At 73.1% G+C, this 24,016-nt stretch carries 22 protein-coding genes; 13 read left to right on the plus strand and 9 right to left on the minus strand.

The window, feature by feature from the left end; genetic code table 11:
• Positions 1-37: 37 nt before the first annotated feature.
• Together ACFP3R_RS13950 and ACFP3R_RS13955 are read left to right on the plus strand one after the other, a co-directional pair.
• Positions 38-1,072: a glycerate kinase family protein gene (locus ACFP3R_RS13950; RefSeq protein ID WP_380636204.1), complete on the plus strand. Its 1,035-nt coding sequence runs from the start codon at positions 38-40 to the stop codon at positions 1,070-1,072.
• Positions 1,073-1,141: 69 nt separating this feature from the next.
• Positions 1,142-1,513 carry a HesB/IscA family protein gene (locus ACFP3R_RS13955; protein WP_380636206.1) on the plus strand — a complete coding sequence of 124 codons (372 nt, stop codon included), beginning with the start codon at positions 1,142-1,144 and terminating at the stop codon, positions 1,511-1,513.
• 85 nt (positions 1,514-1,598) lie between these two features.
• On the opposite strand, the gene ACFP3R_RS13960 is transcribed toward ACFP3R_RS13955, so the two are convergent.
• The gene (locus ACFP3R_RS13960) at positions 1,599-1,769 is read right to left on the minus strand and encodes a hypothetical protein (protein WP_380636209.1); all 171 of its coding nucleotides are present in this window, start codon (positions 1,767-1,769) and stop codon (positions 1,599-1,601) included.
• A gap of 117 nt (positions 1,770-1,886) precedes the next feature.
• Positions 1,887-3,815 (minus strand): asparagine synthase (glutamine-hydrolyzing), encoded by a 1,929-nt coding sequence (gene asnB / locus ACFP3R_RS13965; RefSeq protein ID WP_380636211.1) that lies wholly within the window; start codon positions 3,813-3,815, stop codon positions 1,887-1,889.
• Between the two features lie 193 nt (positions 3,816-4,008).
• On the opposite strand from asnB, the gene ctaC reads away from it, so the two are divergent.
• Together ctaC and ACFP3R_RS13975 are read left to right on the plus strand one after the other, a co-directional pair.
• Positions 4,009-4,944, plus strand: a complete 936-nt coding sequence (ctaC, locus tag ACFP3R_RS13970; RefSeq protein ID WP_380636213.1) for an aa3-type cytochrome oxidase subunit II — start codon at positions 4,009-4,011, stop codon at positions 4,942-4,944.
• A 12-nt stretch (positions 4,945-4,956) separates the two neighbouring features.
• Positions 4,957-5,373: a cytochrome c oxidase subunit 4 gene (locus ACFP3R_RS13975; protein WP_380636215.1), complete on the plus strand. Its 417-nt coding sequence runs from the start codon at positions 4,957-4,959 to the stop codon at positions 5,371-5,373.
• Positions 5,374-5,448: 75 nt separating this feature from the next.
• On the opposite strand, the gene ACFP3R_RS13980 is transcribed toward ACFP3R_RS13975, so the two are convergent.
• The 4 genes from ACFP3R_RS13980 to ACFP3R_RS13995 all read right to left on the minus strand — a co-directional run bounded on the left by ACFP3R_RS13980 (position 5,449) and on the right by ACFP3R_RS13995 (position 8,244).
• Positions 5,449-6,114, minus strand: coding sequence for a lysophospholipid acyltransferase family protein (locus ACFP3R_RS13980; protein WP_380636216.1), 666 nt, complete (start codon positions 6,112-6,114; stop codon positions 5,449-5,451).
• A gap of 225 nt (positions 6,115-6,339) precedes the next feature.
• A complete protein-coding gene (gene trpD, locus ACFP3R_RS13985; RefSeq protein ID WP_380636218.1) occupies positions 6,340-7,395 on the minus strand; it encodes an anthranilate phosphoribosyltransferase in 1,056 nt (351 codons plus the stop codon).
• Positions 7,392-7,802 carry a hypothetical protein gene (locus ACFP3R_RS13990; protein WP_380636219.1) on the minus strand — a complete coding sequence of 137 codons (411 nt, stop codon included), beginning with the start codon at positions 7,800-7,802 and terminating at the stop codon, positions 7,392-7,394. The genes trpD and ACFP3R_RS13990 overlap by 4 nt, the downstream gene beginning before the upstream one ends.
• A 34-nt stretch (positions 7,803-7,836) precedes the next feature.
• Positions 7,837-8,244 carry a hypothetical protein gene (locus ACFP3R_RS13995; protein WP_380636221.1) on the minus strand — a complete coding sequence of 136 codons (408 nt, stop codon included), beginning with the start codon at positions 8,242-8,244 and terminating at the stop codon, positions 7,837-7,839.
• Between the two features lie 82 nt (positions 8,245-8,326).
• On the opposite strand from ACFP3R_RS13995, the gene ctaE reads away from it, so the two are divergent.
• The 4 genes from ctaE to qcrB are packed head-to-tail and all read left to right on the plus strand — an operon-like array spanning position 8,327 to position 12,580.
• The gene (gene ctaE / locus ACFP3R_RS14000) at positions 8,327-8,935 is read left to right on the plus strand and encodes an aa3-type cytochrome oxidase subunit III (protein WP_380636223.1); all 609 of its coding nucleotides are present in this window, start codon (positions 8,327-8,329) and stop codon (positions 8,933-8,935) included.
• A 44-nt stretch (positions 8,936-8,979) separates the two neighbouring features.
• Positions 8,980-9,789: a cytochrome bc1 complex diheme cytochrome c subunit gene (qcrC, locus tag ACFP3R_RS14005; protein ID WP_380636225.1), complete on the plus strand. Its 810-nt coding sequence runs from the start codon at positions 8,980-8,982 to the stop codon at positions 9,787-9,789.
• Positions 9,786-10,910 (plus strand): cytochrome bc1 complex Rieske iron-sulfur subunit, encoded by a 1,125-nt coding sequence (gene qcrA / locus ACFP3R_RS14010; RefSeq protein WP_380636227.1) that lies wholly within the window; start codon positions 9,786-9,788, stop codon positions 10,908-10,910. Before qcrC ends, qcrA begins: the two co-directional genes overlap by 4 nt.
• A complete protein-coding gene (gene qcrB / locus ACFP3R_RS14015) occupies positions 10,907-12,580 on the plus strand; it encodes a cytochrome bc1 complex cytochrome b subunit (protein WP_380636228.1) in 1,674 nt (557 codons plus the stop codon). Before qcrA ends, qcrB begins: the two co-directional genes overlap by 4 nt.
• A 333-nt stretch (positions 12,581-12,913) precedes the next feature.
• Here the strand turns inward: qcrB and ACFP3R_RS14020 are convergent, their stop codons facing one another.
• Together ACFP3R_RS14020 and ACFP3R_RS14025 are read right to left on the minus strand one after the other, a co-directional pair.
• On the minus strand, positions 12,914-13,198 hold the full coding sequence (locus ACFP3R_RS14020; protein ID WP_380636229.1) for an Lrp/AsnC family transcriptional regulator: 285 nt from the start codon (positions 13,196-13,198) through the stop codon (positions 12,914-12,916).
• A gap of 39 nt (positions 13,199-13,237) precedes the next feature.
• Complete coding sequence (locus tag ACFP3R_RS14025; protein ID WP_380636230.1) at positions 13,238-14,941, minus strand: DEDD exonuclease domain-containing protein; 1,704 nt, start codon at positions 14,939-14,941, stop codon at positions 13,238-13,240.
• 210 nt (positions 14,942-15,151) lie between these two features.
• Between ACFP3R_RS14025 and ACFP3R_RS14030 the strand changes: the two genes are divergently transcribed.
• The 5 genes from ACFP3R_RS14030 (at position 15,152) to ACFP3R_RS14050 (ending at position 20,640) form a co-directional block, all read left to right on the plus strand.
• Entirely contained in the window at positions 15,152-16,501 is a 1,350-nt protein-coding gene (locus ACFP3R_RS14030; RefSeq protein ID WP_380636231.1) for an NYN domain-containing protein, read from the plus strand.
• Positions 16,502-16,797: 296 nt separating this feature from the next.
• Positions 16,798-17,838, plus strand: coding sequence for a C40 family peptidase (locus tag ACFP3R_RS14035; protein ID WP_380636233.1), 1,041 nt, complete (start codon positions 16,798-16,800; stop codon positions 17,836-17,838).
• A 62-nt stretch (positions 17,839-17,900) separates the two neighbouring features.
• Positions 17,901-19,178, plus strand: a complete 1,278-nt coding sequence (locus ACFP3R_RS14040; RefSeq protein WP_380636235.1) for a hypothetical protein — start codon at positions 17,901-17,903, stop codon at positions 19,176-19,178.
• 9 nt (positions 19,179-19,187) lie between these two features.
• Entirely contained in the window at positions 19,188-20,318 is a 1,131-nt protein-coding gene (locus tag ACFP3R_RS14045; RefSeq protein ID WP_380636236.1) for a glycosyltransferase family 4 protein, read from the plus strand.
• Between the two features lie 115 nt (positions 20,319-20,433).
• Positions 20,434-20,640 (plus strand): hypothetical protein, encoded by a 207-nt coding sequence (locus ACFP3R_RS14050; RefSeq protein WP_380636237.1) that lies wholly within the window; start codon positions 20,434-20,436, stop codon positions 20,638-20,640.
• A 147-nt stretch (positions 20,641-20,787) separates the two neighbouring features.
• On the opposite strand, the gene ACFP3R_RS14055 is transcribed toward ACFP3R_RS14050, so the two are convergent.
• Positions 20,788-23,742, minus strand: coding sequence for an AfsR/SARP family transcriptional regulator (locus ACFP3R_RS14055; RefSeq protein ID WP_380636238.1), 2,955 nt, complete (start codon positions 23,740-23,742; stop codon positions 20,788-20,790).
• Between the last annotated feature and the right edge of the window lie 274 nt (positions 23,743-24,016).

Below are 24,016 nucleotides of genomic sequence, written 5' to 3' on the forward strand. Positions count from 1 at the left end.
CAGAGTAGGAGATGCCCGGATCAGTACTGTTCGCGAGGTGCGAGTTGTGATTGCGCCCGACTGCTTCGGCGGCACGCTGACCGCCCGCCAGGTCGCCGACGCCGTGGCCGCGGGCTGGCGCCGCACCGCGCCCGACGACGAGCTGCACCTGCGGCCGCTGGCCGACGGCGGCCCCGGCTTCGTGGACGTGCTGCACACCGCGCTCGGCGGCGTCATGCGCGTGACCACCGTCACCGGCCCGCTGGGCGACCCCGTGGAGGCCCGGTGGCTGGAGCACGGGGACACCGCCTACCTGGAGTCCGCCCAGGCGTGCGGCCTGCACCTCATCCCGCCCGACCGGCGACCGGGCGGCGCCGAGACCGCCACCACCCGGGGCGTCGGCGAGCTGCTCAACGCCGCGCGGGAGGCCCGCACCGTCGTGGTCGGCCTCGGCGGCTCGGGCACCACGGACGGCGGTGAGGGGATGCGCGCCGCCGCCGGCCCCGTCACCGCCCGGCTGGTGGCCGCCTCGGACGTGGAGAACCCGCTGCTCGGCCCGCACGGCGCGGCGCGCGCGTTCGGTCCGCAGAAGGGCGCGTCACCCGAGGCGGTGAAGCGCCTGGAGGCCCGGCTCGCGGCCATGGCGGAGCTGGCGGACGTGCGCGACCGGCCCGGCGCGGGCGCCGCCGGCGGCCTCGGCGCGGCGCTGATGGCGCTGGGCGCGACCACCGTGTCCGGCGCGGGCCTGGTCCGCGAGCTGACCAGGCTCGACGCGGCGCTGGAGCACGCCGACCTGGTGGTCACGGGGGAGGGGAGCTTCGACTGGCAGTCGCTGCGCGGCAAGCTCGTCACCGCCGTGGCCCGGGGCGCGGCCGAGCGCGGGCTGCCGTGCGTGGTGCTCGCCGGGCAGGTGTCGGTCGGCCGGCGGGAGGCGGCGGCGGCCGGCGTCCAGGACGCCCACGCGGTCGCCGAGCACGCCGGGTCGGTCGAGCGCAGCCTGGCCGACCCGGCGGGCACCCTCGCCGACCTGGCCGCCCACGTCGCGAGGCAGTGGTCACACCGCCGCTCCACCCAGCTGTGGGACCATGGGTAGCGGAACAAAGCGGGTGCTGCCCGTGTTGCCCGGGTAGAGATGCCCGCAAAGGACCTCTGAGGGAGAGCCATGTCGACCGCTCAGGACGCAACCACGACTCCGGACGCCCCGCCGACCCACGGTGTGACGCTGACCGACTCGGCGGCCGCCAAGGCCAAGGCGCTGCTCGACCAGGAGGGGCGCGACGACATGCACCTGCGCATCGCCGTCCAGCCCGGTGGCTGTGCGGGGCTGCGTTACCAGCTGTTCTTCGACGAGCGCGCGCTGGACGGCGACGCCCTGCGCGACTTCGGCGGCCTCAAGGTCGCCGTCGACCGCATGAGCGCCCCGTACGTCGAGGGTGCGGTGATCGACTTCGTGGACACGATCGAGAAGCAGGGTTTCACCATCGACAACCCGAACGCGGGCGGCTCCTGCGCCTGCGGCGACTCGTTCCACTGATCCGTCGCCGGACGCGAGAAGGCCCCCGCCTCGGCGGGGGCCTTCCGTTCGTCCAGGGGGCCCGCTCAGACGCCCCCGGGGTCCGTCAGACGTAGGCGTCCAGGTCGACGACCTGCGCGTAGTTCGACTCGTCCACCCGCCAGGGGGCCGCGGCGCCCGGCTCGGGCGTCGTCGTCCCGGTCCCCGTCAGCTCCTCCGGGAGCGCGGTGCAGTCGTCGATCAGCTCGGCCAGGGTGTTCGCCTCAGGGATGCTCACCCGAACGACCGTATTCGTGAAAAACGCTTGACAACAGCCCTACTGGGCGGTAGTCCCCCGTCGGGCCCTGTTGCCGGTGAGAGCCCCCGGCGGCGACGGGGCCCTCACCGGAACGGGTCAGAGCTTGACCGGGTAGTGCGGCTCCGGCACGGCCGGGCGGATCCGGCCCTCGACGAAGATCCCGTGCCAGATCATGAACATCAGCAGCGCCCAGATCCGGCGGCTGTTGTCCGCCACGCCCGACCGGTGCTCCTCGATGACCCGCAGCACCGCGTCCTTGTCGAGGTACTGGTCGGTCTGCGACTGGCGCACGTGGTCCACCGCCCAGTCGTGCATCTCGTCCTTCAGCCAGTGCCGGATCGGCACCGGGAAGCCCAGCTTGCGCCGGTTGAGCACGTGCGCGGGCACGATGTCGCGGATCGCCCGGCGCAGCGCGTGCTTGGTGGTCTCCCGGGTGAGCTTGAGCTCCGAGGGCACCTGCGAGGCGATCCGGAACACCTCGTTGTCCAGGAACGGCACCCGCAGCTCCAGCGAGTTCGCCATGGTCACCTTGTCGGCCTTGACCAGGATGTCGCCGCGCAGCCAGGTGAACAGGTCGACGTGCTGCATCCGCGTCACCGGGTCCCAGTCCGCCGACTCGCGGTACGGCTGGGCGGTCACGTCCCGGTGCGACACGGCCGGGTCGTAGGTGCGCAGCACCTGCCGCAGCTGGTCGTCCATGAAGATGCGGGCGTTGCCGTAGTAGCGCTCCTCCAGGGTCAGCGCGCCCCGCCGCAGCAGGTCCTTGCCGCGCACGCCCTGCGGGATCTTCGTGGACACCTTGCCCATGGCCTTGCGCAGCGCGTCCGGCACCTTGTCGAACGGCGCCAGCGACAGCGGCTCGCGGTAGATCGTGTAGCCGCCGAACAGCTCGTCCGCGCCCTCGCCCGACAGCACGACCTTCACGTGCTTCCGCGCCTCGCTCGCGATGAACCACAGCGGCACCAGCGCCGGGTCGGCCACCGGGTCGTCCAGGTACCAGGTGATGAGCGGCAGCGCGTCCATCATCTCCTGTGCCGTCACCGCCCGGACCACGTGCTTCACGCCGATCGCGGCGGCCGACTCGGCGGCCACGTCGATCTCCGAGTAGCCCTGCCGCTGGAAGCCGGTGGTGAAGGTGATCAGGTCCGGGTTGTGCTCCTTGGCCAGTGCCGCGACCACCGTCGAGTCGATGCCGCCGGACAGGAACGAGCCGACCGTCACGTCCGCGCGCATGTGCTTGGCCACCGAGTCCCGCAGCGCCTCGGTGATCTCGTCGTACAGGCGGTCCTCGTCGGCCTGGCCGCGCACCGCGCGGGGCCGGAACGTGGCCGGGAAGTACCGCTCGACCACCGGCTCGCCACCCGGCGTGACCGTGAACGAGGTGCCTGACTCGATGCGGTGAACCCGGGTGTGGAGGGACTCCGGCTCGGGCACGTACTGGAGGATGAAGTAGTGCTGGAGGGCCTTCTTGTCGACCTCCGGCCGGATGCCGATGGCCGGCGCGAGCTCCAGCACGGACTTCTTCTCGCTGGAGAACGCCACCCCGCCGGGCCCGGCGGCGTAGTACAGCGGCTTGATGCCGAACGGGTCGCGCGCGCCGAAGACCACGCGCCGCGCCTTGTCCCAGATCAGGAAGGCGAACATGCCGCGCAGCTTCGCCACCGCCGACGGGCCCCAGTAGTGGTAGGCCGCCACGATGGTCTCGGTGTCGCCGTCGGTGTTGAACTGCGCGCCGAACTGCTTGGTCAGCTCCGCCCGCAGCTCCAGGTAGTTGTAGATCTCTCCGTTGAACAGGATCGCGTACCGGCCCTGCGCCTCGGGGGGTCCCCAGTGCAGCGGCTGGTGCGAGTGCTCGATGTCGATGATGGACAGGCGGTTGAAGCCGAAGACGACCTCACCGCCCTGCCAGGTGCCGCTCTCGTCGGGGCCGCGGTGCCGCATGCAGCGCAATGCCCCCGCCACCGCCGAGCGCGCTCGCTGTGCCTCGTCTTCGCCAGGGCAAACCAGTCCTACCAGGCCGCACACGCCGTAACACCTTTCGAGTCGTGTGGAGAAGAACCCAGTATGCCGGGGCCGCTCCGTGTGACCGAAACTGCACTGCACGGGTGCGGCCCCCGAGGGGTGTGCCCCGTAGTGCTGGGTTACGCTCCCGCATGATCCGGCAAGGGCGATTTCCCCTTGCCCGCGAGCAGTGGAAGTAGCGAGGAGGCGGCGAGCAGTGGGCCTGAAGGAGGGCACCAGGGCAGCCCGGCCGGCGAAGGTCGGGGGGCTGGTCGGCCTGGTCGGCGTCGGGGCCACGGGTTGCTCCACGGAAGAGGTGATGCGCTTCGGCTGGCCGGTTGGGGTCACCCCCCAGGCCGAGGCGATGCGCGAGCTGTGGACGTGGTCCGTCGTCGCCGCGCTCGCGGTCGGCGTCATCGTGTGGGGCCTGATCCTCTGGTCGGTGGCGTTCCACCGCAAGAAGAGCGAGGAACTGCCGCGCCAGGTCGCCTACAACCTGCCGCTGGAGATCGTCCTGGTCGTCGTGCCGACGATCATCGTCGCCGTGCTGTTCTACTTCACCGCGGTGACGCAGAACTACGTCATCCGGGAGACCGACGACCCCGACGTCACGGTCGACGTGATCGGCTTCCAGTGGAACTGGGAGTTCCGCTACCCGGACCACAAGCTGGAGGACAACGCCGAGCTGCCGGTGAGCACCGTCGGCACGCCGGGCGAGATCCCGCTGCTGGTGCTGCCGCAGGGTCGCTCGATCCGGTTCAACCTGGAGTCGACGGACGTCATCCACTCGTTCTTCGTGCCCGAGTTCCACTTCAAGCGGGACGTGTTCCCGGAGCCGAAGAAGAACAACCAGGACAACTCGTTCGAGATCGAGCGGATCGACCGGACGGGCTCGTTCGTCGGCCGCTGCGCCGAGCTGTGCGGCACCTACCACGCGGTGATGAACTTCGAGGTCAGGGCGCTGGAGCAGGGTGACTTCGACCGGTACATGGACCTGCGCAAGCAGACCAACGAGGCGACCGGCCAGCCGTACACGGCGGCCGAGGCGCTGACCGAGCTGGACTGCGGCGAGCTGTGCACCCCGTACGCCGTGACCACCAAGCCCTTCGACACCGACCGGGACGCGCGTCAGGCGTCCGGCGGCGGGAACTAGGAGGACGCCGCGATGAAGGTCGAAGCACGCATTTTCGACTTGGTGATGGCGTTCTCGTTCCTGATGGCCGTCGTGTACGGCTACTGGACCTGGGCCGACACCGACTACGTCGAGCCGACCGGCACGGTGGCGCTCGCGCTGACCGGCGGCCTGGCCCTGATCGTGGGCACGTACTTCCGCTTCGTCGCCCGCCGCATCGAGGTGCGGCCGGAGGACAACGCGGACGCCGAGGTCAGCGATGGCGCCGGTGAGCTGGGCTTCTTCAGCCCCGGCAGCTACTGGCCGATCGGCCTGGCGGCCGCCGCGGCGCTGGCCGGCCTGGCGCTGGCGTTCTGGCACATCTGGCTGCTGGTGATCGCGATCGTGCTGGTCCTGATCGCGGTCGGCGGCCTGGTGTTCGAGTACCACACGGGCCCGAGCCACGACTGAGGTCCCCCGAACGCGAAGAGGGCCGCCACCCGTCCGGGTGGCGGCCCTCTTCGCGTTCGGGCTGCTTGCGGGGTGTCAGGCCGCGGCGGTGTTCTGGTACCGGTCCACGTACTCCTGCCCGGACAGCTCCAGGATCCGGTAGACGATCTCGTCGGTGACCGCGCGGAGCACCGGCAGCGAGTCCTGGAGACCCGCGTAGCGCTCGAAGCGCAGCGGCTCGCCGAACCGGATGGTCACCGGCCGGACCCGGGGCAGCCGCGCGTCCACCGGCTGCACCTCGTCGGTGCCGACGAGCCCCACCGGGACGACCGGCGCGCCGGACTCCAGGGCCAGGCGCGCCACGCCCGTGCGCCCGCGGTGCAGGCGGCCGTCCAGCGACCGCGTGCCCTCCGGGTAGATGGCGAACGCGCCGCCGGCGTCCAGCACGGCCCTGGCGGTGTCCAGGGAGGCCCTGGCGGCCCGGCCGGCCCCCCGGCGCACGGGGACGTGGCCGAGGGAGCCGAAGAAGTAGCGGGACAGGGCGCCCTTGACGCCCTTGCCGTCGAAGTACTCGGCCTTGGCGAGGAAGGAGACGCGGCGCGGGACCACCATGGGGATGACCACGCTGTCGATGAACGAGAGGTGGTTCGGCGCCAGGATCACGGGGCCGGTCGCGGGCAGGTTCTCCAGCCCCTCGACCGAGGGTCGGTAGACCAGGCGTGCCGTGGGCGCCACCACGCGCTTCATCACCGTGTAGAGCATGGTCCAAGCATGGACCCAGCCCCGTGCGGCGTGGTCGAAAGGTGTTCCGCGTCTCGGCCGCCCGCCGCGTGTCGAACACTCGTGCGCACCGTGTCGAACACTCAGGGGCACCGTGTCGAACACTCGGGTGCACCGAGTTCGCCACTCGGGCACGTTGCCGGGCGTCGAGATCCCGCCGTTCGGGGCCCGCGGGCCGGGGGGTGACGGGTCGTCCGCCGGCCGGCCCTAGCCCAGCGTCGCCTTCAGCTCCGTCGACCGGGCCGCCCACCGCCGCAGCAGGTCCGCCGCCGCGCCGGAGTCGATCGCCGCAGCGGCGCGCCCCAGCGCCGCCAGCAGGTCCGCCTCCAGGTCGCCGGACAGCCCGCCGTGCGCCGCGATCGCGCCGGCCGCGTTGAGCACCACCGCGTCGCGCACCGCGCCCGGCTTCCCACCCACCAGCTCGCGCACGACCTCGGCGTTCACCGAGGCGTCCCCGCCCCTGAGGTCCTCGGGCAGCGCCGGCGCGACACCCAGCCGCGACGGGTCGATCCGGTCCCGCCGCACCTCGCCGCCGTCGACCACCCAGACCGCGGTCGTGGTCGTGGTGGTGATCTCGTCCAGGCCGTCGTCGCCGCGCACGACCAGCGCGGTGTTGCCCCGGCGCGCCATGACGCCCGCGATCAGCGGCGCCGCGTTCTCCCGCGCGCACCCGATCAGGCCCACGCGGGGCTGCGCCGGGTTCGTCAGCGGTCCGAGCAGGTTGAACACCGTCGGGATGCCGATCTCCCGGCGGGGCGCGCCCGCGTACCGGAAGCCGGGGTGGAACACCGGCGCGAAGCAGAACCCGATGCCCAGCTCGGTCACGGTCCGCTGCACGCCGAGCGGCGGCAGGTCGATGGCCACGCCCAGCGCCTCCAGCACGTCCGCCGTCCCGCACTGGGACGACGCCGCGCGGTTGCCGTGCTTGACCACGGGCACCCCGGCGGAGGCGGCGACCAGCGTCGCCATCGTCGAGATGTTCACCGAGCCGGAGTGGTCACCGCCCGTGCCGACGATGTCCGCCGCCCGGCCGGGCACCTCGAACCGGCGGGCGTGGTGCAGCATCATCTTGGCGAGGCCGTCGACCTCCTCGGGCGTCTCGCCCTTCGCGCGCAGCGCCACCGCGAAGCCCGCCACCTGCGCCGGGGTCGCGGCCCCGGTCATGACCTGGTCCATCGCCCAGGACGTGTCCTCCTCGGACAGGTCGGCCCCGGCGAGGAGCTGGTTCAGCAGCAACGGCCAGGTGCGCTCCACGGTGGTCAACCGCGCACTGCCGGCAACGCCGTCGAGCGCAGCACCTCGGCCACGGTCTCGGCGGCCGCCAGCGGGTCGAGCGGGTGCACCAGCACCGCGTCCGCCTGCGACCACGTCGCCAGCCAGCGGTCGTCCTTGCGTCGGACCGCCACCACGATCGGGGGACAGTCCGTGATCTCGTCCTTGAGCTGGCGCGACAGCCCCATGCCGCCGGTCGGCTGCGCCTCGCCGTCGAGGATGGCGAGGTCGATCCCGCCGTTGTCCATCTCGTACAGGACGTCGGCCACCGCCCCCGCCTCGACGTACTCGACGCGGCCCAGGTCCGGCGCGGGACGGCGGCCCACCGCGGTGACGATCGTCTCACGCACCTCGGGGCGGTGGCTGAACACCAGGATCCGGGTCTTCTGCGTGCTCATCTGCGCGTCCTCCGGCGGGTCGGGTGCAGGTGGCTCAGATGCTATCCGGCTGACCCGCTGTGACCTGAAGCGCATCCCACCCGATCCAGTCGCCGCCCAGCCGCTGCGCCAGCCCCGCCATCCGGGCCCGCTCCTGGGCGCAGTGCAGCGCGTCCAGCCGCTGCACCCGCAGGGCGTGCACGCGCTCGCCCACGCGCAGCTCCCAGCCGTCCGGCGTGAGCAGCTCCCGGGCCCGTTCGACCTGGTCAGGGGGCAGTTCGAGGTGGTGGCGCAGCACTGCGGGCTCCTCGGCGCGCCACCCCGGCGACCGCGCCAGCGCCGCCGAGTCGGCCTCCGCGAGGTCGAACGCCTCGACGACCACCACCAGTCCCGGTGAATCGATCCGCAGGGCCGGTTCACCCCCGCCGCGCAGTCGGTCCCGCAACCGGCTCAACAACCCCATGACCGCTCCACCGCCCGTGTGACCCAGATGACCAGCGCACCCGCCCGGACCCGATGGGCGGGGCGAAAACCTGCAAGCAATAATGCGTCGTGTGACAACGGCAGCGCCCTCAATCGGCCAGCGCGTGCACTCGCTGAACCGCCCGAACATGGTCAGCGTCGGCACGATCGTGTGGCTGTCCAGTGAGCTCATGTTCTTCGCGGGGCTCTTCGCCATGTTCTTCACGGTGAAGGCCCAGAACGAGGGCCCGTGGCCCCCGGCGCCCACCCACCTGAACGTGCCCTACGCCCTGGTGTTCACCACCATCCTGGTGGCGTCGTCGTTCACCTGCCAGTGGGGCGTGTTCGCGGCCGAGCGGGGTGACGTCTTCGGCCTGCGCCGCTGGTACCTCCTGACGCTGATCATGGGCGCGATCTTCGTGGGCGGCCAGGCGTACGAGTACATGGAGCTGGTCGAGCACGGCACGACCATCCCGTCGTCCGCTTACGGCACGGTCTTCTACCTGACGACCGGCTTCCACGGCCTGCACGTGATCGGCGGTCTGATCGCGTTCGGCTACCTGCTGGTCCGCACGAAGCTGAGCAAGTTCACGCCGGCGCAGGCGACCTCCGCGATCGTCGTGTCGTACTACTGGCACTTCGTCGACGTCGTCTGGATCGGTCTGTTCGCCGTCATCTACATCGTGCCCTGACCAGCAAGAACCCCGAACTCACACCAGCAAGGGTTGCCGCACACATGACCACCAACACCACACGGGCCCGGAAGCGCGGCACCAAGCTGCGCCGGCGGATCTCGGGCCTGCTCGCGCTGGGCTTCGCGCTGTTGTCCGCGGGCTTCCTGTTCAGCGCCCTGGCGCCGCAGCCGCAGACCGCGCAGGCGCAGGACGACCCGGCGCAGGTGCGGCTGGGCGAGCAGCTCTACAACAACACCTGCATCAGCTGCCACGGCAAGAACCTCGACGGCGTCGAGGGCCGCGGCCCGAGCCTGATCGGCGTGGGCGAGGCGTCGGTGTACTTCCAGGTCTCCTCCGGCCGGATGCCGCTCGCGCGGCAGGAGGCCCAGGGCCTGCGCAAGCCCGCCAAGTTCACCCCCGAGCAGGTCGACGCGCTCGGCGCGTTCATCCAGTCCCGCGGCGGCGGCCCGGTGTCCCCCGAGGAGACCGGCGCCGACCTGCGCGGCGAGGACCCGGCCCGCGGTGGCGAGCTGTTCCGGCTGAACTGCGCGGCGTGCCACAACTTCACCGGTCGCGGCGGGGCGCTGTCGTCCGGCAAGTTCGCACCCGAGCTGGAGGGCGTCACCGAGGAGCAGATCTACACCGCGATGCTCTCGGGTCCGCAGAACATGCCGAAGTTCTCCGACCGGCAGCTCACGCCGGAGGAGAAGCAGGACGTCATCGCTTACATCAAGTCGGTGTCCGACGGGAACAACAACCCCGGCGGCGCCCCCCTCGGCGGCCTCGGGCCGGTATCGGAGGGTCTGATCGCGTTCATCGTGGGTATCGCCGCCCTGATCGGCGTGACCCTCTGGATCGGAGCCAAGGCATGAGCGGCGAGAAGCCGACCAACCTGCCCAGCGAGGCCGAGCTGGCCGCGATGAGCAGGGACGAGCTGGTCAAGCTCGGCACCACCATGGACGGCGTGGAGATCGTCCACTACGAGGAGCGGTGGCCGGTCAAGGGCACGCGCGCCGAGAAGCGCGCCGAGCGCCTGGTCGCCCTCTGGTTCCTGATCTCCGCGCTCGCCGGCATCGCCTTCCTGGTCGCCTTCATCTGGTGGCCGTGGAAGTACGAGACCCCGCGCACGGACGCGCACTTCCTGTACAGCCTGTACACGCCGATCATCGGCCTCACCCTGGGCCTGGCGGTCACGGCGCTGGGCGTGGGCGCGCTGCTCTACACGAAGAAGTTCATCCCCGAGGAGCTGTCCGTCCAGCAGCGCCACGACGGCGGCTCCACCGAGGTGGACAAGGCGACCGTGCTGGCCGAGCTGGCCGACGCGGGCGACCGCAGCACCATCGCCCGCCGGTCGCTCATCAAGCGCACCGCGGGCCTGGGCGCGGGCGTGTTCGGCATCGGCGTGGCGGCGCTGCCCCTGGGCAGCCTGATCCGCGACCCGTGGAAGGACAGCGACAACAAGGACTCGCTGTGGCACACCGGCTGGAAGTCGGAGAACGGCGAGAAGGTCTACCTGCGCAACTACACGGGTGACCCGCACGAGGTGCAGCTGGTCCGCCCCGAGGACCTGGACGCGGGCGGCTACATGACCGTCTTCCCGTTCCGGGAGAGCGAGCGCGAGGACGAGCACGCCCTCATCATCGCGACCAAGCGGGTGGACAACCCGGTCCTGCTGCTGCGCTTCCGCCCCGGTCAGGCGATCGTCAAGCGGGCCGGCCAGGAGGACTTCAACTACGGCGACCTGTACGCCTTCTCGAAGATCTGCACGCACCTGGGCTGCCCGGCGTCGCTGTACGAGCAGCAGACCGGTCTGCTGCTGTGCCCGTGCCACCAGTCGCAGTTCGACGTCTTCCACTACGGCAAGCCGCGCTTCGGCCCGGCGACCCGCGCCCTTCCTCAGCTTCCGATCACGGTGGACGAGGATGGATACTTGATTGCCCGCAGCGATTTCATCGAGGCTGTGGGTCCGGCGTTCTGGGAGCGTAAGTCATGAGCGGCATCACCACGCCGACCAAGCGGCAAGGGGCGGCCGGCCGGGTCGCGGGCGGTGCCGCGAAGTGGGCCGACGACCGGTTCCACATGGCCTCGGGCATGCGGAAGCAGCTGAACAAGGTCTTCCCGACCCACTGGTCGTTCCTGCTGGGCGAGATCGCCCTCTACAGCTTCATCATCCTGCTGCTGTCCGGCACGTACCTGGCGTTGTTCTTCGATCCCTCCATGGAGGAGATCATCTACGACGGGACGTTCCAGAACCTCCAGGGCATCCCGATGTCCCGCGCGTACGAGTCGACGCTGGAGATCTCGTTCGACGTGCGCGGCGGCCTGTTCGTGCGGCAGGTCCACCACTGGGCGGCGCTGCTGTTCATGGGCGCGATCGTCGTCCACATGTTCCGGATCTTCTTCACGGGCGCGTTCCGCCGCCCGCGCGAGATCAACTGGGTCATCGGCATCGTGCTGTTCATGCTCGGCGCGATCGAGGGCTTCCTCGGCTACTCGCTGCCCGACGACCTGCTGTCCGGCACCGGCCTGCGGGTGATGGCGGCGCTGCTGCTGTCGATCCCGGTCATCGGCACCTGGCTGAACTGGCTGGCCTTCGGCGGCGAGTTCCCGGGCACCGAGATCATCCCGCGGTTCTACACGCTGCACATCCTGGTCATCCCGGCCATCATCCTGGCGCTGGTGGCGGCGCACCTGGCGCTGGTCTGGTACCAGAAGCACACGCAGTTCCCGGGCGTGGGCCGCAAGGAGACCAACGTCGTCGGCGTGCGCATCATGCCGGTGTTCGCGGCCAAGGGCGGTGGCTTCTTCGCCATCGTCGTGGGCGTCACGGCGATCATGGGCGGCGTGTTCCAGATCAACCCGATCTGGAACCTCGGTCCGTACAACGCCGCGCAGATCTCGGCCGGTTCGCAGCCCGACTGGTACATGGGCTGGACCGACGGCCTGGTCCGCATCTGGCCCGCGTGGGAGCTCTACCTGGGCAACTACACGGTGCCGGAGCCGTTCCTGCCGTTCATGCTGGGCCTGCCGCTGCTGACCGGCATCGCGGCGGCCTACCCGTGGATCGAGCGGAAGCTGACCAAGGACTACGCGCACCACAACCTGCTCCAGCGCCCGCGCGACGTGCCGGTCCGGACCTCGCTCGGCGCCATGGCGATCACGTACTTCATGGTGCTGCTGGTCATGGGCGCGAACGACATCTTCGCGTACAAGTTCGACGTCTCGTTGAACGCGACGACGTGGATGGGCCGCATCGGGCTGCTGCTCCTGCCGCCGCTGGCGTACTTCCTCACCTACCGGCTCTGCATCGGTCTCCAGCGGGCCGACCGCGAGGTGCTGGAGCACGGCGTGGAGACCGGCATCATCAAGCGCCTGCCGCACGGTGAGTTCATCGAGGTCCACCAGCCGCTGGGCCCGGTGGACGGCCACGGCCACCCGCTGCCGCTGGAGTACCAGGCCGCGCCGGTGCCGAAGAAGATGAACAAGCTGGGGTCGGCCGGGCACCCGGTGCCGGGCAGCTTCCTGACCCCGGACGCGCCGGAGGAGACCGCGGCGCTGGCCCGTGCGCGGGCCGAGCGGGGCGTCTCCTCGAACGACGCGCTGAGCGGCGAGAACAAGGCCGCGGGCGAACTGGCCGGCAAGCCGGCCCAGCCCGAGGACTGACCACGCACCACCGAGGGCCCGGCGCCCCCCTCACCCAGGGGGCCGCCGGGCCCTAGGTCAACCCACCGCGAGTCGTACGCCCAGGCCCACCGTGTCGTACGTTCAGGACCCCCGAGTTCAACATTCAGGTCGCTCCGTGCCTGGTCAGCGGTTACTCGCCGGTAACCGCGGCGCGGGTCTGAATGTTGAACTCGGGGGTCCTGAGTGTTCGACACGGTGGTCGTGAACGTACGACTCGCGCGGTCTGGGCGTACGACTCGCGCGGGCTGAACGTGTAACTCGGGGGGTCTGGACGTACGACACGCGGGGTCTGGGCGTACGACTCGCGATTGGTCAGGCGTCTTCCAGGCCGATGGAGAAGGCGGCGTCGGTGTCGCGGCGCGAGTACGAGCGGAACGAGATGTGGGTGTCCGTGTTCAGCACGCCGGGCACCTTGGAGATGCGGCCGGGCACCAGGTCGGCCAGGTCCTCGTGCCGGGCCACCTTGACCAGGGCGATCAGGTCGACGTCACCCGCGCACGAGTAGACCTCGGTGACGCCCTCGATGTCGGCGATCGCCTGCGCCGCGTCCGGGATGGTGTCGGCGGCGGCCTGGATCAGCACGATCGCGGTGATCACAGCGGTCCTCCTCGGTCGGGGGTCTCGACCGTCCACATGCTAGTGGCCCGCGTCCCGGTACTGGTCGCGACCGGCGTCGGCGAGGGTGACCCAGCCGCGCCACGAGCCGGCGGCGCCCGCCGGCGAGGCCCACGGGGTGTCGCAGCGCACCAGGCGCGTGCCGGGGCGGTCCAGCCAGCGCAGCACCACGCCCACCTCCTCGGCCGGCGCCCCGAGCAGGGGCCCGGCGCCCGGCACCACGGTCTCCGCCCCGGCCACCAGGGCGTCCACCACCGGCATCGGCCGCACGCCGCGCCGCGCCACCCCGGCCGAGGCCAGCCGCCCGTGCCGGACGACGGCGAACTCCCAGCCGCCCGAGCCGTCGGGCCGGGCGGCCACCAGCTCGGGCAGGGCGGCGAGGCCGGCCAGGCGCTGCGCCCGGTCCAGCGCCCGCACCAGGGACGACACCCGGTCGCGGCGCTGGGCGGCGTCCTCGAAGCGGTGCGCCTCGGCCAGGGCGTCCAGCTGGGCCGCCAGGACGGCCAGGGGCTCCGTGTCGACGCCCGCGACGAGCCGGCGGAACGCGTCGGCGGCCGGGCCGTACCCGGTCACCGACTGCCGGCCCGCGCACGGCGCCTTGCAGCGGCCCAGCTCGTAGAGCGCGCACGGCGTGCCCGACGGGTTGCGCGCCGGGATGCGCTGGGCGCACGCCCGCAGCGGCACGGCCTCCAGCAGGACCTCCGCGGTCGCCTCGGCCAGTCGACGCGACCGGAACGGGCCGAACGCGCCGTCGCGCGGCGCGCGGACCGCGGACAGGCGCGGGAACGCCTCGTCGGTCAGCACGAGCCACCACACGCCCTTGGAGTTCTTGGAGCGCCGGTTGTAGGCGGGCTTGTGCGCGGTGATGAGCCGCAGCTCCCGCACCTCGGCCTCCAGCGGGTGGGCGCACTCGACCGTGTCCACCCGCGTGGCCAGCGCGACCATCTCCCGCAGCCGCTTGCGGCCCTCACTGGCGGTGAAGTACTGCCGAACGCGTCTTCGCAGGTCGGAGGCCGTGCCGATGTACAGCACCTCCTCCGACGGGCCCCGGAACAGGTACACGCCCGGGGTCGAGGGCAGGTCCGTGGCCAGGGTGCGCTTGCGCCGCTGCGCCGCGGTCACCTCGGGCAGGTAGGCGAGCAGCTCCTCCAGCGAGTGGACGCCCACCGAGCCCACCCGCTCCAGCAGGCGGTGCAGCACCTCGACGGTGGCGCGGGCGTCGGTGAGCGCCCGGTGGTTCGGCTGCTCGGCCACGCCGAACAGCGCGGCCAGCGCCGACAGCCGGCAGCTGGGCGCCTCGTCGCGGGTCAGCACGCGGCGGGCCAGGCGCACCGTGCAGACCACGGTGGCCTTGGGCCAGGCGTAGCCGTGGCGCTCGCAGGCGGCCTTCATGAAGCCCACGTCGAAGCCCGAGTTGTGGGCGACCAGCACCGCGCCGGCGGCGAACTCCAGGAACGCGGGCAGCACGGTGGTCAGCCGCGGCGCACCGGTGACCATCAGCTGCGTGATCCCGGTCAGGGCGCTGACCTGCGGCGGGATGCCCCGCTCGGGGTCGACCAGGGTGGCGAACTCCCCGATCACCCGCCCGCCGCGCACCTTGACCGCGCCGATCTCGGTGATCGCGTCCTCGCCCGCCCGACCACCCGTGGTCTCCAGGTCGAACACGACGAACGTGATCTCGCGGAGCGGGGTGCCCAGTTCGTCGAACGTGAGTTGACTGGTCATCAGCTCGGCACGGTAGCCGCCACCACCGACAACCGGGGGAACGGGGCGGGGGAGGAGGGGGAATCACGGGTGGTGGCGTGCGGGGGCGGCCGGTGTCGGGGACTCCCCGATCGTGGGAGCCGACCGGCGGTGGATCGGTACTGGGAGTCAAGGGTGATCCCTCGTGTTACCGGATCGGTGAATGGGTGGGGTGGGCCGTAGCCTGTACGGGTGCAAGACCCGACCGCGCCCCTGGACGAGCCGGAGACCGGTGACCCGGCCGAGCCCGTCGAGTCCACTGTGGACTGGAGTGCGCTGCCCGAACCGCTGCGCGCGCGGCTGTCGGAGCTGAGCGCCGACGCCCTGGGCGGGCTGGCGAAGGTCGACGTCCCGCAGTCGCTGCGGGCGGTGGCGCGGTTCGCGCCCACCAAGCGCGCCCGGCTCGGCAGCGGGGCGCTCATCGCCGGGCTGCGGTCGTCGGCGAACTTCCGCGCGGCCGTGGTGGAGTGGCTCCAGCGCAACCGGCCGGCCTCGCTGGAGGTCACCTCGCCGGACCCGGTGGCGGCGGGCGCGGCGGCGGTGCTCCAGGGCGAGGAGGTCGCGCACCACTTCGTCGAGCTGGTCGCCCGGCGCGGGGCGGACGCGGCGCTGCGGGCCGAGCGGGACGCCGCCGCGCAGCGCGTCGAGCGCCTGGAGCACGAGCTGGAGCGGCTGCGGACCGAGCGGGCCGAGCTGGACGGCGCGGTGGACCAGGTCCGCCAGGGCGCCGACGTCGAGCTGGAGCGGTTGCGCAAGCGCTTGCGGGAACAGGGCGTGCGGCTGCGCGAGGCCAAGGACCGGGCCGAGTCGGCGGCGGTCGAGGTGGAGCGGGTGCGCGCGGAGGCCGGGGCCGAGGTGCGCAGGCTGTCCGCCGAGCGCGACCGGGAGCGCGAGCGCGCCGAGACCGAGCGCGCCAAGGCGCAGCGGGCCGTGGCCGACGCCGAGGTGGCGCGCCAGTCCGCCAAGGAGGCGCGCCAGGCCGACGAGGTGCGCCTGGCGCTGCTGGTGGACACCCTGGACGGCGCGGTGAACGGCCTGCGCCGCGAACTGGCCCTGGGCGGTGCGGGACCGCGCCCGGCGGACCTCGTCCGGGGCGCCAGCGCGGCGCAGGGCGTGGTCGGCCGGGTGGAGGACCCGGCGGCGCTGGACCGGCTGCTCGCGCTGCCCGCGGTCCACCTCATCGTCGACGGCTACAACGTGACCAAGACGGGCTACCCGGAGCTGTCGCTGTCCGACCAGCGCGACCGCCTGGTGCACCAGCTGGCCGTGCTGGGGGCGCGCACCGGCGCGGAGGTGACGCTGGTGTTCGACGGCGCGGGCGTGGTGGCCGTGCCGGCGGCCGCGCCGCGCGGGGTGCGGGTGCTGTTCAGCGATCCCGGTGTGCTGGCCGACGACGTGATCCGGGCGCTGGTGACCGCCGAGCCGGAGGGCCGTCCGGTGGTCGTGGTCACCTCCGACCGGGCCGTCGCGGACTCCGTCCGGCGGCGGGGCGCCCACCCGGTGCCCTCCGCGGTGCTCCTGGCGCGTCTGGTCCGGGTATGACACAGATCGTGTTTTTAACACCACCGGGGGTCACACTAAGAGGTCAGAGGGCGGCAATTTGCGACCGGACGTGAACTCTTGCCGTTTTACACCCCCCGCTAGTGGACGACTGGACTCACTTTTCGTAACCTAGCCGAGACCTCGTGGCAGACCGCCGACCATCCTGGACGGTGGCGCGAGTTCACCGCCGCATCGGCCTGTCGGGGAGCCGTGCCGGAAACGTGGAGCTGAGCTGTCGGGCACGCGCACGTGCCCGGACCGGTAGGCGGTTCATCACGAAGGAGACACACGCGACTGTGGCGTCGCAACGACTCAAGCGCGGACTGCGCGGGGCGATGGCGGCCACGGCGGTGGCCGCTGCGGCGGTGGGCGCTCTGCCCGTACCGGCCGGAGCTCAGCCGAACACCCCAGCGAACGCCTCCGAGGCGCTGAAGAAGTACAACGAGCTGGCCGAGCAGGCCACGAAGCTCAACGAGGAGCTGTTGCGCGCCGAGGAGCAGCGCGACCTCAACCAGGGCAAGCTCGACCAGGCCAACCAGGACCTGGCCCAGGCCACCGACGAGGGTGCGCGGGCCAAGGCCGCGGAGGAGGAGTTCCGCGGCCAGGTCGACAAGCTGACCGAGGCGTCCTTCGAGGGCGCGCGGTTCAGCCAGCTGTCGGCGCTGCTGGTCGCGGAGTCCCAGCAGGACTTCCTCAACCGCATGTCCGCGCTGGGCGTGCTGGCCTCCGACAACGAGGAGGCGCTCAGCAGGCTCTCCGGCGCCGTCGACGCCGCCGAGAACGCCCGCGAGGAAGCCTCCCAGGCCCAGACCGACGCGCAGGCCGCGACCGACGAGGCGATCCGCATCGCCGACGAGATCAAGGCGCGCAAGAACGACCTGGACAAGCAGAAGTCCGAGGTCAAGGTCCAGCTCGACCGGCTGACCGCGCAGGAGCGCACCACGCTCCAGTCGGTGGGCAGCGTGCCGAACGTGACCGTGCCCGCGGGCTCGGCGGGCGCCGCCCTCCAGTTCGCCCTCCAGCAAATCGGCGACATGTACCAGTACGGCGCGACCGGCCCCAGCGTGTGGGACTGCTCCGGCCTGACCATGAAGTCCTACGCTGCGGCGGGCGTCAGCATCCCGCGCACGAGCCAGGGCCAGGCGGGCGCGGGCCGCGCGGTCAGCCGCGCCGAGGTCCGCGCCGGCGACCTGATCATCTACAACGGCGGCATGCACGTCGGCATGGCGGTGGACAACGCCAACGTCGTGCACGCCTCCACCGACGGCGTGCCGGTGAAGGTCGTGCCGCTGAACAACCCCGGCCAGATCTACGCGATGCGCCGCATCGCGGGCTGACAGACGGGTCCGGCGGGGCCATCCTGGACGTCGATGGTCCCGCCGACACCTCCTCCCGGCCCATGAGCCGCTACCGGACGCCGCTGGCCCTGCTCGTCGTCCTGACCTTCCTGGGCGGGCTGACCGCGGCCGCGGTGCCGGACGAGCCCGAGACCGCGCCCGCGCGCGCGGCGGAGGTCCGGTCGCTGCTCGACCGGCGGGCCGCGGCGCTGCTGGCCCGCGACGAGGCGGCGTTCACCGCCGACCTCGACCCCCTGGCCGACGCCGGGTTCCGGCAGCGGCAGCGCGACCTGTTCCACAACCTCGCCGCCGTGCCGCTGGCCGAGTGGGGGTACCGGCTGGGGGACGACGGCACGGACCTGTCCTCGCCGACCCCGCCCGCCGAACCGACCCCGCCCGCCGAACCGACCCCGCCCGCCGACGAGGCGTGGGCGCCGGGCGTGCGGCTGTCCTACCGGCTGCGCGGCGTGGACGTCGAGCCCAGCGACCAGGGCATGGCCTACCTGTTCACCCGCCGCGGCGACCGCTGGTACCTCAACTCCGACACCGCGCTGGAACCGCTGGGCAGGCGCACCTGGCGCGGGCCGTGGGACTTCGGGCCCTGCGTGGTGCACCGCGGGCCGGGCGGGTTCGTGCTCAGCCATCCCGGCGGCGAGGTGCTGGCGCGGCGGGCGCTGGCCGAGCTGGACGGCGCGGTGCGCGCGGTCACCGAGGTGTGGGGGCAGGCGTGGGCGCGGCAGGTGGCCGTGCTGGTGCCCTCCGGCGTCGAGGAGATGCGCGCGCTGGTCGGACCCGGGTTCGCCACCGGGGCGATCGCGGGCGTCGCGGTGGCCGACCGGGTGGACCCCGCCACGCGCACCGCGCGCGGCCAGCGGGTCGTGCTCAACCCGGACAGCGCGGGCGCGCTGTCGCCGATCGCGCTGCGGGTGCTGCTGCGGCACGAGATCACCCACGTCGCGGTGCGCGGCGAGACCGTGGACGGCGCGCCGATGTGGCTGCTGGAGGGGTTCGCGGACTACGTGGGCTACCGGAACAGCGACGTGCCACCGAAGCGGGCCGCGCCGCTGCTGGCCGCCGCGGTGCGGGAGGCGCCGCCGACCGGGCTGCCCCGGGACGAGGACTTCCGCGGGCCCGACCTGGAGCTGGCCTACCAGCAGGCGTGGTCGCTCACCGCGTACCTGGCGTCGGTGCTGGGCGAGCCGGGCCTGGTGGAGCTGTACCGGCGGCTGGCGCGGGCGCGGGCGTCCGAGGTGGACGACCTGCTGCCGGAGCTGACCGGCTGGGGCGTCGCGGAGCTGGTCGAGGGCTGGCGCGGGTACCTGGCGGCGACGTTCCCGTAACGTGTGCGCGTGCGTCGGACCCTCCTGGTGACCAATGACTTCCCGCCCCGGCCCGGTGGCATCCAGTCCTACCTGCACGCCCTGGCGGTGCGGCTGCCGGACCTGGTGGTGTACGCGCCGTCGTGGAGCTCGCCCGCCGGCTCGCACCCGGAGTTCGACGCGGCGCAGCCGTTCCCGGTGGTGCGGCACCCCGGGACGCTGATGCTGCCCACGCCCGACGTGGTGCGGCGGGCGGCGGACGTCCTGCGCGGCGAGCGCTGCGACGCCGTGTGGTTCGGGGCGGCGGCGCCCCTGGCGCTGACGGCGCCGTGGCTGCGGTCGGCGGGCGCGGAGCGGGTGGTGGCGTCCACGCACGGGCACGAGGTGGGCTGGTCGATGCTGCCGGGCGCGCGGCAGGCGCTGGGCCGGATCGGGTCCGGTGTGGACGTGGTCACGTTCGTGAGCCGGTACACGCGCTCCCGGTTCGCCGCGGCGTTCGGGCCGATGGCGGCGCTGGAGCACCTGCCGTCCGGTGTGGACACCTCGGTCTACCGGCCGGACCCGGCGGCGGGGGCCGAGATCCGCGCCCGCCACGGCCTCGGTGACCGGCCGGTGGTGGTGTGCGTGTCCCGGCTGGTGCCGCGCAAGGGGCAGGACGTGCTGGTCCGGGCGCTGCCGGAGATCCGCCGCCGGGTGCCGGGCGCGGCGCTGCTGGTGGTCGGCGGCGGGCCGTACCGGGCGAGGCTGGAGCGGCTGGCGGTGTCGGAGGGGGTCGCGGAGCACGTCGTGCTGACCGGCTCGGTGCCGTGGGAGGAGCTGCCCGCGCACTACAACGCGGGTGACGTGTTCGCCATGCCGTGCCGGACGCGGGGCCGCGGCCTGGACGTCGAGGGGCTGGGCATCGTGTACCTGGAGGCGTCGGCGAGCGGGCTGCCCGTGGTGGCGGGCCGGTCGGGCGGCGCGCCGGAGACGGTGCTGGACGGCGTGACCGGGCGCGTGGTGGACGGTCGCGGGGTGGCGGAGGTGGCCGGGGCGGTGGCCGACCTGCTGGCCGACCCCGGTACCGCGGCGAAGATGGGCGAGGCCGGCCGCGAGTGGGTCACCCGGAACTGGCGGTGGGACGCCCTGGCGGACCGGCTGGCCGGCCTGATCAACGGCTGAGCCGGGTCGCCTGCCTCCCCCGGAGTGGGCCGCGGCCGCACCACGAGGTGCGGGCGCACCCACCGCCGCCTACGTTGGCAGCAACCCATCCCCGCGCACCCTGGGAGGACCACCGATGAGCCCGGAGACGCCGTCGAACGACGCGGCCGACCAGCTCCGCCCCGCCGTGCCCGAAGCGGAGGACGCCGACCTGGACGAGGAGGCCGCCGTCGGTCACGACGCCACCCCCGCCGACGTCCTGGAAGCCGACCCGGCGGACGTGGCCGACCAGCTCCGCGCCGTTCCCCTGACCGAGGACCCCGCGGACCCGAACAACTCCTGACCCCGCGAGTCGAACGTTCAGGACGACCGTGTCGAACGCTCGTGACCCCCGAGTTCCACGTTCACGCACCCCGCGAGACGACGCGAACGTGGAACTCGGGGGTCCTGAGCGTTCGACACGGTGGTCCCGGGTGTTCGACTCGCGCGGTCAGGGGGGTAGGTGGGCGGCGTGGTCGGTCTCGGCGGCGGCGGCCAGGTCGTCGCCCAGCGCCCGGTGCACGGCGGCCAGCTCGGTGCGCGCCGCCCGTTCCAGCAGGCGGAAGCCCAGGCGGGCGGTGAGGGTCACGGCCTGCTCGGCCGGCGCCCGCGCCTCCGCCGGTTCGCCGAGCAGCCGCCGCACGCCGGCCAGGCCCACCAGCGCCCGCGCCTCGCCCGGCGGGTAGCCGATCCGGCGTGCCTTGGTCAGCGCCTGCTGGAACTGCCCGTCCGCCGCGCGCAGCGAACCCAGGCCCCGGTTCGCCGACGCCATCACCACCAGCACGTTCGTGGTGATCCGCTGGTCACCGCCCTCGCGCAGCTCGCCCAGCGCCCGGTCCGCCAGGTCCAGCGCCTCCGCGTGCTCGCCCAGGTCCAGCCGGACCGAGGCGGTGACCTCCAGCGCCCTGGCCGCCGCCTCCCGGAACCCGGCCTCGGTCGCCAACCGCACCGCGTCGGCCAGGCGCGACAGCGCGCGCTGCGGTTCACCCATCGACTGCGCCGCCACGCCCAGCAGCGTCAGCGCCGTGATCTCGCTGCCGCGCAACCCGTGCTCCACGCTGACCGCCAGCGCCTCGCCCAGCAGGTCCACGGCCTCGGCCAGCTCGCCGGTCTCGACGGCCAGCACCCCCAACCCGGTGAGCACCCCCGTCTCGCCGGAGCGCGGCCCGCCCGCCTCGCGCTTGAGCGCCAGGCACGTCTCCAGGTCGTTGCGCGCCGCCGCCAGGTCGCCCGACTCCAGCCGCACCAGGCCGAGGTTCCCGCGCACCCCCGCCTCCGAGGCCAGGTCGCCGGTCACCCGGTGCAGCTCCACGGCCCGCGTGTAGTGCGCGATCGACTTGGCGAAGTCGCCCACCCGCCAGTGCAGCGTGCCCAGGTTCTGGTGCATCGCCGCCTCGGCCGCCACGTCCCGCTGCTCGTGCGCGGCGTCCATCCCGTACTGCGCGGTCAGCAGCCATTCGGTCACGTGCTTGCCGATCCACAGGTACCCGCGCAGCCCGTCGGCCAGCCGCCACGACACCGCCGCCGGCCCGTGCTCGGCCGCCGACCGGATCGCCGCGGCCAGGTTCGCCCGCTCCGCGTCCAGCCACGCCCGTGCCCGCGCCGCCGTGTCCACCCCAACCGGGTCCACTCCCGTCGGCGGCGCGCCAGTGGGGTTCACCCCGGTCGGGTCCACCCCCGCCGACGGCAGCCGCATCAGGTCCGGGTACAGCAGGTCGGCGCAGTGGTCCACCGCCCGCACGTAGAACTCCAGCAGCCGCAGGCGCGCGGCCGCCACGTCCCCCTCGACCGAGGCGGCGAACCGGGCCGGCGAGTCGTGGAACGAGTACCGGCCGCCCACCGACCGCACCAGCCGCGCCTCGGCCAGCCGGTCGAGCAGCGAGGCCGCCACGTCGACCGGCACGTCCGCGACGCTCGCCGCCGCCTCCGGCGTGAAGTCCGGTCCCGGCACCACGCCCAGCAGCCCGAACAGCCGCCGCGCCGCCGGCGGCAGGGCGTCGTGGGCCAGGTGCAGGGGGTCCCGGTCGGCCAACCGCTCCAGGTAGCGCGCCACCGACCCGCCGCCGACCGACGCCGCCGCCACGGCCAGCGCCAGCGGCAGGTGCCCGCACCGCCGCGCCAGCTCCTCCGCCGCCGGCCCGGACCGCCCCAGCACGGCCAGCGACTCGGCGGGCTCCAGCACGTCCAGCCCGACCCGGCGGGCGCCGTCGACGGCGATCAGGCCGCGCAGGTCGTCCCGGCTGGTCACCAGCACCGGGCAGCTCGCCGCCCCCGGCAGCAGCGGCCGGACCTGGTCCGGCGCGGCCGCGTTGTCCAGCACCAGCAGCATCCGCCGCCCGGCCAGCAGCGACCGGAACAGCGTGCTCTGCTCGTCGGGGTCGACCGGGATCTGCTCCGGAGGCACGCCCAGCGCCCGCAGGAACCGGGTCAGCACCTCGACCACCGGCGTCGGCGGCCCCGCCGCGTACCCGCGCAGGTCCACGTACAGCCGCCCGTCCGGGAACCGGTCCCGCAGCCGGTGCGCCACGTGCACCGCCAGCGCCGTCTTGCCCACGCCCGCCACCCCGGAGACCACCACGATCGGCACGGCGGTGCGCGCCCCGTCCGGCGCGACCAGCCGGGAGATCCGCTCCACCGGCTCGGCGCGCCCCACGAACCCGGGCACCTCGGGCGGCAGCTGGTCCGGCACGTCCGGCGCCACCCGCCCGGCGGGGGCGGCCAGGCTCGGGTCGCCCACCAGGATCGCCTGGTGCAGCTCGCGCAGCGCCGTGCCCGGCTCGACGCCCAGCTGCTCGTCGAGGACCCGGTCGACCAGCCGGAACGCCTCCAGCGCCTCGGCCTGCCTGCTGCCCCGGTACAGCGCGATCATCAGCTGCGCCCAGAACCGCTCGCACAGCGGGTGGTCCGCGGTCAGCGCCCGCAGCACCGGGACCACGCGCTCGTGGTTGCCCAGCGCCAGCTCGACGTCGATGCGCTCCTCCTGCGCCACCAGCAGCCGCTCGGCCAGCCGGGGCACCTCGTCGTCGCGCAGCGCGTCGGAGGGCACGTCCACCAGCGCCGGACCGCGCCACAGGCCCAGCGCCTCGGCGTAGAGGTCGGCCGCCTCGGTCAGCCGCCCGGACCGCGCGGCCTGCCGCGCCCGGCTCGCGGTGGCGGTGAACCGGTGCACGTCCACCCGCTCGGGCGGCACGACCAACCGGTAGCCGTCGGAGGTGGTCCGGATCAGCGAGGGGTCGCCGAGCAGCTGCCGCAGCCGCATGACGTAGGTCTGGAGGGTGCCGCGCGTGCGCGCCGGCGGGTCCTCGCCCCAGAGGAACGCCACCAGTTCGCCAATTGAGACGACGCGGCCCGCGCGGAGGGCCAGCGCACCCAGCAGCGCGCGGTGCTTCCCGGCCCGCACGGGCACCGGCTCACCCTGTATGCGCACTTCAAGCGGGCCGAGAAGACCGAACCACGGCCCAGACCCCATCCGCTCGCGTCCCCTCGTCGTACCTCGCCGGGTACAGCCTAGGGCGAGCGCTGACGGCACGAGTCATCGCCGCGTCAGCGATACGACAGCGCGCTACGGCAATCTTTTGAACGTCCCGGTTGGGGGACCGGGACGTTCAACTCATCGGGTCCGCGTCAGCGGATACGCGATCACTGGGGGTCGGGTGGCCCGCACCGGAAGGTGCGGGCCA

The organism is Saccharothrix lopnurensis (assembly GCF_042658445.1).
GTDB classification, from domain to species: Bacteria; Actinomycetota; Actinomycetes; order Mycobacteriales; family Pseudonocardiaceae; genus Actinosynnema; species Actinosynnema lopnurensis.